At 33.5% G+C, this 14937-nt stretch carries 12 protein-coding genes, 1 pseudogene and 1 riboswitch; of the genes and pseudogenes, 2 read left to right on the top strand and 11 right to left on the bottom strand.

Translation table 11 applies throughout. The features are described from left to right. Positions 1 to 120 precede the first annotated feature (120 nt). On the bottom strand, positions 121 to 1020 hold the full coding sequence (locus tag ACK3CR_RS01100; protein WP_243509755.1) for a LysR family transcriptional regulator: 900 nt from the start codon (positions 1018 to 1020) through the stop codon (positions 121 to 123). Positions 1021 to 1204: 184 nt separating this feature from the next. Between ACK3CR_RS01100 and ACK3CR_RS01095 the strand changes: the two genes are divergently transcribed. Further along, the gene (locus tag ACK3CR_RS01095; protein WP_488974584.1) at positions 1205 to 2404 is read left to right on the top strand and encodes an MFS transporter; all 1200 of its coding nucleotides are present in this window, start codon (positions 1205 to 1207) and stop codon (positions 2402 to 2404) included. 216 nt (positions 2405 to 2620) lie between these two features. Continuing rightward, complete coding sequence (locus tag ACK3CR_RS01090; RefSeq protein ID WP_488974583.1) at positions 2621 to 2872, top strand: HPr family phosphocarrier protein; 252 nt, start codon at positions 2621 to 2623, stop codon at positions 2870 to 2872. Positions 2873 to 3139: 267 nt separating this feature from the next. On the opposite strand, the pseudogene ACK3CR_RS01085 reads toward ACK3CR_RS01090, so the two are convergent. From ACK3CR_RS01085 to ACK3CR_RS01040, 10 genes and pseudogenes are all read right to left on the bottom strand, one after another. After that, a pseudogene (locus tag ACK3CR_RS01085) lies at positions 3140 to 3294 on the bottom strand (uS14 family ribosomal protein). Positions 3295 to 3520: 226 nt separating this feature from the next. Continuing rightward, positions 3521 to 3949, bottom strand: a complete 429-nt coding sequence (locus ACK3CR_RS01080; protein ID WP_488974582.1) for a YndM family protein — start codon at positions 3947 to 3949, stop codon at positions 3521 to 3523. A gap of 497 nt (positions 3950 to 4446) precedes the next feature. Continuing rightward, a complete protein-coding gene (locus tag ACK3CR_RS01075; protein WP_488974581.1) occupies positions 4447 to 5742 on the bottom strand; it encodes a CitMHS family transporter in 1296 nt (431 codons plus the stop codon). A gap of 196 nt (positions 5743 to 5938) precedes the next feature. Beyond that, a complete protein-coding gene (locus ACK3CR_RS01070; protein ID WP_243509766.1) occupies positions 5939 to 7030 on the bottom strand; it encodes an amidohydrolase family protein in 1092 nt (363 codons plus the stop codon). A 108-nt stretch (positions 7031 to 7138) separates the two neighbouring features. Further along, a complete protein-coding gene (locus tag ACK3CR_RS01065) occupies positions 7139 to 8473 on the bottom strand; it encodes an MFS transporter (protein WP_243509768.1) in 1335 nt (444 codons plus the stop codon). A gap of 399 nt (positions 8474 to 8872) precedes the next feature. After that, a complete protein-coding gene (locus ACK3CR_RS01060) occupies positions 8873 to 9610 on the bottom strand; it encodes a GntR family transcriptional regulator (RefSeq protein WP_243509770.1) in 738 nt (245 codons plus the stop codon). A 635-nt stretch (positions 9611 to 10245) separates the two neighbouring features. Further along, positions 10246 to 11553: an LLM class flavin-dependent oxidoreductase gene (locus ACK3CR_RS01055; protein WP_243509772.1), complete on the bottom strand. Its 1308-nt coding sequence runs from the start codon at positions 11551 to 11553 to the stop codon at positions 10246 to 10248. An 82-nt stretch (positions 11554 to 11635) separates the two neighbouring features. Continuing rightward, entirely contained in the window at positions 11636 to 12388 is a 753-nt protein-coding gene (locus ACK3CR_RS01050) for a 3-oxoacyl-ACP reductase (protein ID WP_243509773.1), read from the bottom strand. Between the two features lie 147 nt (positions 12389 to 12535). After that, positions 12536 to 12636, bottom strand: a riboswitch (TPP riboswitch). A gap of 647 nt (positions 12637 to 13283) precedes the next feature. After that, positions 13284 to 13991 (bottom strand): class I SAM-dependent methyltransferase, encoded by a 708-nt coding sequence (locus ACK3CR_RS01045; RefSeq protein ID WP_243509775.1) that lies wholly within the window; start codon positions 13989 to 13991, stop codon positions 13284 to 13286. A 133-nt stretch (positions 13992 to 14124) separates the two neighbouring features. After that, the gene (locus ACK3CR_RS01040; protein ID WP_243509777.1) at positions 14125 to 14856 is read right to left on the bottom strand and encodes an SDR family NAD(P)-dependent oxidoreductase; all 732 of its coding nucleotides are present in this window, start codon (positions 14854 to 14856) and stop codon (positions 14125 to 14127) included. Positions 14857 to 14937: the final 81 nt, after the last annotated feature.

Below are 14937 nucleotides of genomic sequence, written 5' to 3'. Positions count from 1 at the left end.
GTTTGCATAAAACATGTTCGCGGAAGTAAAAAAGCACAAACCTGTTGATTGGCAATGGATTTGTGCTTTTCCTATTAGATGTCTAGCTATTAGCTATGTTTATAAAATGTATTATACATTTTATAAAGAATTCGAAAATCTTGCTTGAATTTCTTTTAAAAACCTCTCAGCAGCAGTAGAAAAAACCTGATGCTTTTTCCAAACCATATTTAAGCCAGATTCAAGTCTGGGCTCTAATGGTATAAAACAAAGGTTACTATCACTAGATGTATTCACTAATTTATCAAGAGTTATGGCATACCCAATGCCCTCTTCAACCATAAGTGCAGCATTATAAGCAAGATTATATGTAGTCACAACGTTTAATTTATCAAAATCTTCACCAAACCAATCCGCAAATTCATTTTTAGAAAATGTCTGTTGCATAGCTTGTCGTGAACAGATTAGTGGAACATTTATTAAATCTGCTGGTTGAATGGTTTCTTTAAAAGCAAGAGGACTATCTTTCCTCATAACAACTCCCCAAACATCTTTAGCCGGGATATTAATATAATTGTATTTGGATAATTCAGCTGGTTGTATTAAAATCCCAAAGTCAATTAACCCCTTGTCAAGTCGTTCAGTTACATCTTCTTCATTTCCACTGTAAATGTGATATCGTATATTTGGATAACTTAACTGTAGATCTTTTACTATCCTTGCAACCTGTTTCATGGCGTCTGTTTCCCCACTACCTATATAAACATCACCACTTATCGTTTCTTTCATGGAACTAAATTCTTCTTTTAATTTATCAACCATATCCACAATTTCTTCTGCTCTCTTTCGCAGGAGCATTCCTTCATCAGTGAGAATGATACTGTGACTACTGCGAATAAATAGTTTTTTCCCTAACTCTTGTTCAAGGTCTTTTAATTGTCTTGACAAGGTTGGCTGTGTAACATGCAAAAAATTAGCAGCCCCCGTAATGCTTCCTTCTCTTGCAACCGTAAGAAAATACCGTAAAACTCTAAATTCCATATAATCCTCCTCCTTTATCATGTTTTAGTATAAACGTTCAAGAAATGCCCATCAAGCATATCTATACATAAGAAATGAGTATTTGTAATAAAAGGGAGACGTACTTAAAATAAATAACTAAGAGGTAAAAAGTTCCCAAAGTTCTTTAAGGGTAATTTTTTGGAAGATAGGAGTTGTTTTTACTTTGCATAAACAAAATAAGTTGTTGATTTTTATATTAACAGTAGGTGTTTTCGGCATTTTAAATACGGAGATGGGGGTTATTGGGTTATTGCCTTCCGTCTCAGAATACTTTGATGTCAGCATATCAAAAGCAGGATTACTAGTTAGTCTTTTCGCTCTTACTATTGCGGTATCTGGTCCAACGATGCCGTTATTGTTATCCGGGATTAATCGGAAGAAAGTCATGCTACTTGTATTAGGTATTTTTGTTGTGGGAAACATCGCATCCGTATTTACAACTAACTTTACTCTTCTATTAATAATTCGTATCGCACTAGCTCTTTTTCATCCAGTTTATTGTTCCATGGCGTTTACCGTAGCTGCTTCCTCAGTAAAACCTGAAGAAGCTCCAAAAGCTGTTTCAAAAGTATTCATAGGAATATCTGCCGGTATGGTAGCCGGCGTCCCAATAGCAAGTTTTATAGATAGTGCTATTTCATATGAAATGGCTATGGCATTCTTTGCTATTGTAAATGTATTTGTATTGATCGCTACATTGATTTTTGTACCAACGATGCCGGTTGAAGAAAGACAATCTTACGGTGAACAACTTGCTGTATTAAAAAAATCTATTATATGGTTTTCTATAGTAGCTGTAATTTTATTAAATGCCTCCGTATTCGGGGTATATAGTTATATTGCTGAGTACCTGGAGACTGTTACACAAATGTCTCCGAATATCATCAGTTTAACGCTATTCGTTTTCGGTGGAGCTAATATTATTGGAAATATCGTTTCAGGGAGGGTACTTACTAATAGTCCTATTAAGTCCATCTTAATTTTTCCTTTGTTATTGAGTGTAGTTTACATCCTTTTATTCTTCACTGGAGAATTTGCTGTACCTATGGTAATAATTACTTTTCTTTGGGGACTATTGGCTGGAGGAATCATGGCTAATATTAATCAATATTTAATTTCATCATCAGCTCCAGAAGCTCCTGATTTCGCCAATGGTTTATTTATATCAGCATGTAACGTAGGAACAACAGTTGGATCAGCTGCAGGTGGATTATTCATTTCAGAAATGGGTACACCATACGTCGTATTAGTAGGAATCCTATCTGTAATCCTAAGCCTTGTTGTTATCCTACTAAGAAACAATATGTTTAACGCTTCAAGACAAACAGAAAAACATAGAGAAGGATCTTTTACTTCTAATTAAGAAAAAACTTTTCGTTTATATAAAGCAGGTTCGAGGAAGTAAAAAGCGCAAACTCGTTAATTAATAACGGATTTGTGCTCTTTCTTAAAATATCGCTATATCTCTTAAAGAATAAGTATTTAAAGAATTTATTAACAAAAAGTGGGATGCATTACCAGCTATATAGATTAAAAAGAGAAAAATAAGAGGACAAGAATAGGGAGAGAAAATATGTTGATGAATAGTCTTATAGTTCAACTACCACGAGGTCTTCAAGCGAGACATACAGCTTTATTTGTACACAAAGTGGCTTCGTTTAAGAGTGAAGTCATTCTTTTCAAAGATGGAAAAACTGCAAGTGGGAAAGACATCATGCTGATTATGGATCTATTCATCAGAGAAGGGGATGAAATTACCTTACTGGTAGATGGGTGTGATGAACAAATGGCAATAGAAACCTTACAAAAGTATCTTTTAAATCTTTCGTAAGTATAATGGATAAACTCCCAGAAATACTACGAGAAGCTGAAAAATTTCAGACTTGATGAACAAATTTCTAATTGTACATTACTCCTTCTTACACCATTCATTTTAATTAGGATGATTAGCTTTTTTCCCTTTTAGTTAACATAATAGATCTTATAAGAAGTAAAAAAGCACAAACAAGTCCAATAACCACAAGTTTGTGCTTTTCATTACTCTATATCTTGCTATCTATAGTTTTCTCTTAAAATCAATTATCTAGATATGCTTTAATTACCAGCTTGCTTTTTTTACTCCAGGAATCTGTCCTGCATAGGCAAGTTCTCGGAGACAAATACGACACGTAATACTGAATGAGGGCGTCTGCAACGTTCACGACGGGTATATTCTTGCACCTTAAAATTTGGCTCGCGATGCTCTTTTATAATAAGTGATTTTTTTGCCCTATTATGGCCTCCCTTTAATTAAGTTAAAGGGAGAAGAGGCTTATCAATATACATCCGTCTTTTTTAAAAGTAAATAAGTTTTATGTAGTAACTATTGTAAAGAGTAAGGAAACCTAATAAATGTTAGGTTTCCTTACTCTTTAATCTTAACTCTTATGAATAGATTTCCATGAGTATAAATACTCCTGTTTTATTTCGAGACAAGATATTATTTCTTTGTTCTTTTAAGATTCAGTTCTTCTGAAGATTCCATTTGGTATCGTAACTGTCCGTTAGATTGTCGGTTTGACTTATTATTAGGGAGAACATTGTTAGCCATATAACGGTGAAAAAAGAACTCGAAAATAGTAACACCTAGAGCAGAAATTAAGGTTCTCGCAAGATAGTCACCGTAAGCTAAATTATTGGTCATGACCCAGATAATGATAAAGGATAAAGCAAAATCAGCGACGGTTGCAAGAGTATTACTCGTTCTAGGAAGAATCAGTAGGTCTCCAATAATATAAGATAATGCACCCAAAATTATTGTCGTTAAAAAGACATCCCGAATAGAAAAATCATTAATTCCACCCAAAATCACATATAAAAGAATAAAGCTTACAATAAACTTAAGTAAAAAAGCTTTAACATGTTTCATAAACTATACCTCCTTTACAAGATTAGATTACTCTTCAAAGGTAAGTCTATACACGAAACTCCTTTACATAATTGGTGATATTTTCAACGACGTTGTTTTTATGCTCCTATCTTATATAATTAACAATCATCATTAACCAATAGAAGCAATACCCATAATATTGTAACTATGTGTTCTAAATTATTGGTTCACAAGCTTTGTAGCTTTTATTCCTGAAAATGTCGTCCCTTCCATCGTTGCGAATATAAGTTTCTACATAAATTGTTATTAGATGGGGGAAATTATATAAGGATGGATTGAAGAATTAATTCATTACATAATAACCTATATAAGCTGATGATAAAAAAATCCCCTAAGTAAGAAGATTTTTTCAACTTGTTATCACGTATATTTTATATGTTTATGTTCATAGCAAGTTTACATAACACGCATTATCAGCAGTAAAAAAGCACAAATCCGTTTAGTAGCCACGGTTTGTGCTTCTTTCACGATATCTACTAAATAGATAGTACACTAAAAGCAATTGCTGTGAGAATCATAACTAAAGAAGTCCCAATAGCGTACTTTGTAGAAAATCGTATATGATCCCTAAAATCAATTCCTATCAGACCAATCAATACATATACTGAACCTACCAAAGGACTTAATAAATGAAGTGGTTGTCCTAACAACGAAGCTTGAGCAATCTCTAATTTACTTAGTCCAAATCCTGTTGCCGTTTCTGCAAGTATAGGAATAATACCGAAATAATAAGGGTCATTTGCCATTAGGAATGTGAATGGCATACTGGTAAGTGCCACAATTGAAGGGAGTTGTGGACCTAGGAAGTCTGGGATGATGTGAACTAAAGCTGATGCAATTGCATCAACCATCTCTGTTCCTTCTAATATACCAGCAAAAATACCTCCTGCAAAAATTAAAGAAGTAACGGTTAATATATTCCCCGCATGTGCCTCAAGTCTTTCCTTTTGGTCTTTTAATTTAGGATAATTCACAGTGTTTACAATAACAAACCCAATCATAAAGAGAGCAGGCAAAGGTAATACATTCGTTAATAAACCAACAATTAATAAGAGCGTTGTAAGGACATTGAACCAAAACAAATGTGGGCGTTTTAAATTCTGCGGGGTAGTGTCTAAGGTTGCGGCTATCTGTTTGTAACTCTCAGATTTGATACTTTCTATCCCCAGTCGTTTTCGTTCTTTAAGACCAAAAAATACTCCTAAACCAATTATGTATGAAGCTCCTACTAATATGGAGGGAATAAGGGGTTGTAATAGTTCCAGAGCATCATAATTAAATATAGTCATGAGCCTTGATGTTGGGCCACCCCATGGGAGTAAATTCATTATCCCCATAGCCATTGCAGGTAAACAGGCTAATATAAGCTTGTTCATACCTAGACGTTCATATATAGGGAGAAATGCTGTTACAACAATAAGATAAGTAATTGTTCCATCGCCATCTAAACCTACCATTAGAGATAAAATGGCCGTGGCAAGAGTGATTTTTAGTGGATCCCCCTTTGCAATTTTTATCATTCTATTTACTAAGGGATCAAACATACCTGCATCTATCAGAATACCAAAATACAAAATAGCAAATGTAACCATAACTGCAGTTGGAGCAATGGTTTCTACCCCCTTCATCATCATAGGACCTAAATCAGTAAATCCACCTAGTAAAGCAAAAACAACAGGGACAATAATAAGAGCATTTATAGCACTTAGACGTTTGCTCATAATTAAATATAAAAATACGACCATCATAGAGAAACCTAAAAAAGTTAACATTGATTTCCTCCTCTTTTGTAAGTGCTTACAATTAAATTCAGTTTAGTGATTCTATAACTTCAACAAGGCAGAGATTCTCCTGTTTTTTTCTAGTCCTATCTTAATATCAAAAGTACATCAGAAATTTAATATAAAAATTTATCGTGAGAAGAGCATCTGTTTTCCGTTAGATGCTCCCCAAATAAGATGAACAGTGTTAAATATTTTTTAGGCTTAATTCGTCACCACCTTTTATCAAATTACCTTGGCTAATAATAAAGCTATTTTTATAGACCAACTCCCCTGTTATTATCTCTCCATCTACGTCTGGAAAACTCGTTGTAGAGAAATCTGACTGTAGAACAACAAGATTATTGAGGGTTGAAATATCTATTCCCATGATTCCAGGTGCTGTGATCAACATTGCCTCGAGAATTTCTCTCATGGAGAGTCCACCAGCAAGCATTTTTGATAGGATAAAATTGAGATTATAAACAGGAGATTTCCCCCATGTGTTTCTAGTTAAATCTGTGCTAATTGTATGTGGCTTAATACCTTCTTCTAAGCATTTAAGAAACACTCTCCAAGTAAAATGATTTCCCCCATGACCTACATCTAATAAAATTCCTCGTTCAATTGCTTCTATAAATTCCCGACGAACCTTGCCACATTTATTAAGGATATTACCTTGTTTCCCTTGGAAAGGGTGGGTAAGAATGTCCCCTTTATTAAAATATTGTACAACCTCTTCTATATCTAAATCCGTTCCAGTAAGATGAACCATTATTCTTAAGTTAAGTCTATCAGCTGCTTCACGCGCCATTTTTAAAAAGGAGCGATCTGTCTTTGCATCTACTTGCCCTAATCGAATTTTTAAACCTAACAATGATTCTGTTGCTGAGGAACCAACTTCTAAAATGCGTTCTAAAGAAATATTATCAGGTGGTGTAGGGCTATAATTTGGATGAATAGTAAGCCCTTCTGGAAGTACAGACAACCAAGAACGTACTGTTAAACGACTGCTCTGCCAATATTGGTTGGCAGCTTCCCATCTCTCATAGCCAAAGGTACCAGCATCAGCACATGCTACGACTCCAGAAGAGAGATATTCTCTATCCGTTATACCTATAGGAGCTCTTGGAGCCCACATATGACAATGGAAATCTACTAAACCTGGTAAAACAATTGATGTTTCAGGTAAATAAATATTTTTATCATCTTCGTCCACCATATTTACCTCTATAGAATTATTTTGTACAAGGTCGCCATTTGACCATACTTTCCCTCCTAAAAACCTCCAAATACCCATAATTATCCACCTATTTAATTCCTAAATCTAAGAAAAATGTTTGCTACTACTTTTTTAACTTAATAGTCCTTATTAGAACCAAATAATTGATTATGCTTGTTAAATAAATTAGCCTATATGTTCTTGTTTCACGGAAGATGATTTAAATATATTTCCAACCTTTTTCTCTTTTAGTAGTACAGCTAAAAGAGCAGCTACTGTAGCAATGCAAGCTAAAAATATAAATACAGTTTTGAAGTCTTGTGTGCCATCTGTATTCACTTTTACTAAGTAACCTGAGATCAGAGGTGAAGCAAATGCTCCCATATGCCCTACTGCTGAAGCAATACCTATTGCCTTTCCTATAACGCTACTTGCATATCTATTTTGTAAATAAGCTAAATTTGTTCCCCAGTTAATATTCACAAAGAATCCCATGCATAAAAGTAAAGTTAAGAGTATAAATTTGTTATTACTCTCTAGAGAACCAAGAAGCCAAAGAACTGGAATACAGCCAAAGTAACCGATTAATGCAATGGGTTTCATACGATAAAACACTTTATCCATAAGAAGTCCGCCAATTAATGTGGCGAAAACAGCTATGATGTAAGGGGCGGATGCGAAGAACCCCATTTCTTTAATATTTAAGCCATGTTGTTTCACTAAAAATGTCGTCAACCATGTATTTGTCCCCCAGTATATAGATTGATGACAGAACAATAAAATCGACATAAAATAGAAGTTTCTATCTTTTAGAAAGTCAGTTATCGTTCCATTTCCTTTCTTATTTGATCCTTGCTCTTGATTGTTATCTAATTTTTCTGCAATTTGGTTATACTCAGGTGCAGTTAACTTATTTTTCCGAAGCATTTCTTTAGGAGAATCATAGATGAGGAACCAAAGTAGCAGGATTCCAATAATCCCTGGAACAGCTAAAACATAGAAAACAGGTCTCCATTCACCATTAAAAAAATAAATAGAGATAGTTGTAATAAGTAAAGGAACAATAGCCCCTGATAATGTCCATGAGGTACCAAAAAAGGCGGAAGCTCGTCCTCTTTCAGTTCTGGGAAACCAATTTTGGATAGTACGACTAGCTGGTGCATAATGCTGACCTTCCCCTAATCCCAATCCTATTCTAAATATAAAAAACTGCCAAAAACTCTTTATTGTTCCTGTAACTGCGGTAAAAGCAGTAAAGATAATAATAGCTATTCCCATTACTTTTTTAGAGCCGATTTTGTCGGCAAGAATTCCAGAGACAAGCAATGCAATAGAATAAGCAAAGAAAAAGGCAGAAGTAAGCTGTCCAACCTGTATAGGTGTTAAGTTTAAATCTTCTTGTATAAACGGCATTAATGTAATAACAGCCATTCGATCAAAATAATTAATAATATAAAGCAACCATAAAACAATAAGAATTACTAAACGATAATTCCAGGCTTTTTTCAAAAGAAATTTCACTGTTTGTTCCCCCTTTATTGAACCCTCATATCCCCAACCCATCCTAAATCACTATTTCTTATAAGTTTTACATTTTATCTCCCCCTTTAATGTTCAATTAAAGATAACGCTTACATGTCTTGGTTAGATGAAAGTTAGTAGAAGTTTCACCATCGATGACTACCGTGAGGCTATTATATTCTGAATATTCAGAATATAATAGCCGGATTGTGCCATCTTTACGAGCTTTTATTTTGTATATTTAATCACAAGGGGACAGATTGTCTGTTGAACTAGTTAACGCTTACATTTTAGAATATCCGAACTATTTACTAGTTCAGATATCCTAAAATGTATCATAACTTAAAAAAATAAAGGTGCATTATTTAAAATTTTAAATACAAAGTTTTCATTTTCATCCTACATATCTCGAAGAACTGACTTGTATTTATACATATCTGCTCTAAAAAAAGAGTTTCCAGTCAAAAAGCATCCATAATTTTCTGCTTTCATATCAGCATACCGATATAGAACTGGAGAACCTTCAGGGATGCTAAGAAGAGTAGATAAATCTTCATCAGCAAGACGAGCTTCAATTTCTATAGCTGACTCTACAATATTTAAGTTAAGTTTTGGGGTAAGAATGTGAACCAATGAAGTGTTCAATAAATCTTCATCAGTGATTTTTTTACCTAACTCCAATAATAAGTAACGATTATCAACTACAATTGGTATATCTCCTACTAGTCGAATTCGTTTGATATACACTACCTCTTCATAAGGTTTTATTCCTAACCTATTTGAAACCCATGTAGGGCTTGGAACTATTCTGTTAAATAATAGTTCTGTTCGTAGCTCCTGATCGAGATAAAATCCATTAACAAACTTATCTAAGTTTTCAATATTTGCTTCTAATTTCTCAGAAGTTGATATAAATGTGCCACTTCCTTTAATTCTGTTAAGTACATTTTCATCTACCAAGACTTGAACTGCCTGTCGAATTGTTAAACGTGATACATTAAACATTTTTGCTAATTCATCTTCAGTGTAAAATTTTTCTTTATTTTCCTCCATAAATTGCTTAATGATTACTCTTAACTGTTCAACAATTTGTACATAAATGGGTATAGTTGATTTTCGGTCTACTTTACAATTCATATAGGACTCCTTTTAATCCATGTAGATATCTAGATAATTTATAATCCCATGATATCAATGCTATATAAGATTGTAAATAAATCGAAAATTTTATAATTAATATAGATATCTATACAAATTATATTTTTATAATAGCAATAATTTATAAAACTGTAAATACATATAATTCAGAAAATAATATAGATATCTATACAAATTCATTTTATGATGTCTTTATCATCGGGTTTTTCTAACTTATATGAATTGTATTAGAAGAATTATTGGTTTTATATAAAATTAGTTAACATAAAATATATTCGAGGAAGTAAAAAAGCGCAAACCTGTCCAATAACAACAAGTTTGCGCTTTTTTTTTTCATTTATATAGACTTTTACGGACGTATAAAACCATTTAGACTTACTTTTCCTCTTTACTAATTTTTGTATAACTAATCATTCATTTTAATGAAAAGTAACTATTTACTTTTTATGGTCCATTAATTATAAATAAGGATTTAGCAAGTAATAAATAAACAATTGTTAAAATGATAATGCATTAATAAAATAGTTATTTAACTTACAAGAAGATTCTCAAGTTTTTATACTAATACCAACATCTTATCTCTTCAACTAGTACAGTTATTTTATAATAATTTATCATGTTAATCCTAAATGTTCACGGAAGGTATGACCTTCATATTTCTTTCTGAAAATACCTCTTTTTTGCATTTCAGGAACAATTAGTTCAACAAAATCTTCTAAACTACCGGGTAATGTAGGAGGCATAAGATTAAATCCGTCAGCTACACCAGCTTCAAACCAGACTTCCATCTGATCCACAATTTCGTCGGGTGTACCTATCAATGTGTGATGTCCACCGCCTGCATTAAGATATCCTAATAATTCTCTTACTGTAGGTTGTGTATCATTAATAATTTCGAGTATCGTTTCGTAACGTCCAACTGGACCAGTAAATTCTTCTACTGGGGGTAATTGAGGTACTTCTTTATCAATTTCCCAATTAGAACAGTCTTGTTGAATAAAGAAACTCAACTGTTTTAAAGCTATTTCAAGAGGTAATTGCTCATCTAATGCTGCTTTTTTAGCTAAAGCTTCTTCATGAGTATGACCTACATAGGTTACTAAGCCTGGAAATACTTTAATATGTCTATTGCTGTCTTCGCTTTGTTTAACTTGTTCATCTAATTTTTCACGAAATCTTTTTGCTTGCTTTAAGTTCCACGACACTGAATAGACTGCATCGGCATATTTTGCGGCTAATGCAATGCCTTGTTTAGATGCCCCTGCTTGCATTGATACTGGTTTGCCTTGCGGACTTTTTGGCGTAGTGGATGGGCCATACACTTTAAAATAGGTACCATCATGATTAAAAGGCTGAATGTTTGAAGGATTTATCAATTTTCTTTCTTCTCGATGATGTAGAAACTCATTACTGTCCCATGAAAGAAATAACTTATTCATTAAAGCAGCGAATTCATCTGCCTTCTCATAGCGTTTATCATGAGAAGGTAGTTTTTCCATACTATGATTTAACGCCTCTAAATCAGTCATTGACGTAACGAGATTCCAACCAACACGTCCTTTCGTAATATGGTCTAAACTTAATAGTTGTCGTGAAGCTGTGAAAGGATTAGAAAAAGTACTTGAGATTGTTGAAACTAATCCCACATGATTTGTCACTTGAGAAATAGCAGTTAAATTGACTACTGGATCAAACCAAAATGCTGGCATATCACTAGAATGTTTACCTGGAAATGATTGATTATCAGCAAAGAATACTGCGTCAAAGTAACCTTTTTCCGATAATTTAGCTAAGTCTTGGTAATAGGAAATGTCTCCAATACGTTCAACGCTTGAGTCAGGCATTAACCAAGCAGCTTGATGGTGGCCACAACCATACAGCAAAACACCTAAGTGTAGTTGTTTTTCTTTAGTTTTTGTCATTTCTTCACACCTCAAAATACATCATTATTAATTGTCTTGTATACTCCCTTTTTTGAAGGCTTATCTATGGTAATTTAAGCTATTAGTTCATTGTTAAACCGCCATCTACTGTGAAATTTTGACCTGTAATACCGTTCGCATTTTCCGAAGATAAATAAGCGACCATATTGGCTACATCTTGAGGTGTGGTCACCTTCTTCAATGGCGTTGATTGAGCAATTAAATCGAACACTTCTGGTGTTGTAACAGCACTGGCGTCAGTCATTTTTAATAATCCACCTGAAACTACATTCGCTTTTATACCATGTAGTCCTAATTCAGAAGCGATATTACGTGTAAAACCTATTAATCCAGCTTTAGCTGTTGTATATTCGTGGTAGGGTACAACAGGATTTTGATATAAATTAGTACCTATACTGATAATACTTCCATTTTGTCGTTCAATAAATTGAGGTATGACGCTTTGAACTACATTAAATGCTGCTTTTAAAGTACCATCTAGTTGTTTTTGATAATCATCCCAAGTGAGTTCTGTGAAGGTTTTCTGTTTGTTTGGATCAAATTTGAAGTCTACTAATGCATTGTTGACTACAACATCTATTTGACCAAAATATTCCGTTGCTTTTTTTATCATTTTATCTACTTCTTTACGATTGGTTACATCAGCCCGAATTGCAATAGCATTCTCTTCACCAATCTCAGAAACGAGCTTCTCAGCAGCATCTTTGCTTGTATAGTAATTGATAACCACTTGAAATCCTTGTTGTGCCAATGTCTTTACAATAGTTGCTCCTAAACCTCTACTACTCCCTGTTACTAATACTGTTCTAGTCATCATAACAACTCCTATATTTTTAATTTTGATGAAACTTAAATAATAAAATGATAGATAAAATAAAAAATACGCAACCTTCCCATAGGAAAATTGCGTAAAAACAAATAACTACATATTAAGAATAAGGCACAATCGCTCTTTAAGTATGTATTAGAGTTTACACTTTCCTACGCTAGTTTCAGCTAGTTCAGGTTCAAAGGGTTTGAGTTAATACTCATCTCAGTTAAATAACACCCCTAGTGCATATATTTAAGTTATATTCAATGTTATAGTTTTAATAAATTCATGTCAAGAAAATATGGCTAGTTAAAATATTTCTATAACTTTGTTATTCTAAAATTAACATTACTGAATTTTTGATTCAATTCTAGTTTATATAAAACATGTTCCATGTAGTAAAAAAGCGCAAAACTGTTTAACAACAAGTTTACATTTATTCCCATAACGAACAGACATAATGGTCATATCCATTAATTACCTTTCCACTTCATAAAAAGTGAATTCAAACAGATAGTTCACAAAGTGAACGTCCATAAAAGTGTACTTCTACAGACGGATTTGTTTTAAGAGAAATCTATTCTTTTCAATGTCTGTTTAAGTCTAAAAATAATTACAGACGTTTTCTAAAATATATATACTTTAATGAACGTTTTTAGCGAAATGATTGAAAATAAAAGAGCCGTTCTAGATTAGAAATTAGAAATGTTATTGACCATTCAATAATACATACACTTTGCGTAAGGATAGCCTTTCTCATTTGTTCTTTATTTGCTCCAGTAAAAAACGAAAGAATTCAGAGGTACAGTAAGTAGTCCAATAAGCGACAATCTATTATGAACATAGTCTTTTATTAAATAAAAAAGCTCCCCATTTTAAAATAGGAAGCTTTTTTATTCTATTTTTTATAAATAACGAGCATTTCGGTTGCTTTTGGCATAAATCGAAATGTTGTTGGAAGGAGCTTTATTTTCACGTGCTCGTTTTCTAGCGTTTCGATTAGACTATTTAAATATGGATAAATCTCATGATTAAATCCAACAAGCGGATAAATTCGAATTTCTCCACCTTTTTTCGTTACCCTAATCATTTCTCTCACTGCTTTTATGTGAAATTCAAAATCAAATTGTGCTTCATATAAAAAAAGGAAATGATTGCATAACAAGAGAGAAAAAGTCTGATCTGAAAAAGGCAAATGCGGGAGCGCTCCGTGAAAAAAGCGTTGATCTTTTTCGTTTTGCGTATATTGCTTCATAAATAAGGAAAACGAGTCTCTTCGAATTTTATCATGTTCTTCTAGCGTCTTATAGGAATCCCATAAAAGAGTTCGAGCCCCTTTTTTAAGCTTACGACTAGCTTCTTGGATTTCTTCTTCGCCGTGTTTTCTCATCTCTCGTGGGGATAGATTATACAAAGGATCTACTGCGTAAGCATCATATCCCTTACGATAAGCGCTTGCTGCGAAAGAAGAAGCTCCTGCAGCCACATCTAACACTTTTCCGGCTTTAAATTGTTCCATCTTCAAGTCAAACATCTTTTCATACTCTTCGTAAGATCTGCACGTCATAGCAACGCCAACTTGTTCATAAAATACATTTTTACTCATCTTTACGATCTCTCCTCTACTCTACTAAACTCTGCTCAATGTTAGAAAGGTCTAACAGCTATCATTATAAAACTATCTTCCATATATTTCAACAAGCGATTAAAATATAGGTTTCTTCTTTTTATTATGAATTCTATCTTAAATATCCTCCATTGTTGAGATCAAATGTTGCTCCTGCATAGTGCTTAGATTTGTCAGATAAGAGAAAGAGAACCGTTTCAGCTACATCTCTAGCTGTAACAGGTGTTTGGATGAGCTGACTGTTCCAATATTCTTGCTTTCGCCACTTTGGAATACTCTTCATCATCGTTGTATCAACCATTGTGGGCGCAACAGCATTTACTCTAATATGTGGGGAGAAGTTTACTGCACAGCTTTTTGTTAATCCTAAGATAGCGGCTTTTGACATCCCATAAATGGCATCAGAGCTTCCTTCCATTCCTGATACTGACGACATATTCACAATTGTTCCCTTTTCATTATTCCCCATCAGCTTCTTTGCAAAAAACTGTGAAAAATAGACGGCTCCTTTAACATTAATATTTAATACAGAATCAATGCTTTCTTCGGTGTAATCTAATATATTTTGTGCAAGATAAATCCCTGCATTATTTACTAGGGCATGTACTTCCCCGCCTCTTTCATCAATCCATTCAAAAAAGCGAACAACTTCTTTATAAGAACTAACGTCTATTGTATATGTAGATAAGTTGATGTTTTTCATTGATCTTTCTAGCTCTACTAAAGCTTCCTCATTCACGTCACAAGCAATAATTGAAGCTCCTTCCTCTAAGCAAAGTCTCACAATCTCTTTTCCAATACCTGCTCCTGCTCCAGTTACAATTACTCTTTTATTTTTTAGCAAGTTCAAAACTCCTTACATGATGTAAAATGGTTGTATACTGTAAATTTTACCTCTACATTCCATTTCCTTCAAGAAGGTTGA

The sequence above is a fragment of the Priestia sp. TRM10 genome, assembly GCF_057808375.1.
Note: the sequence above shows the minus strand (reverse complement) of the source record. Positions and strands in the feature narration are given on the sequence as shown.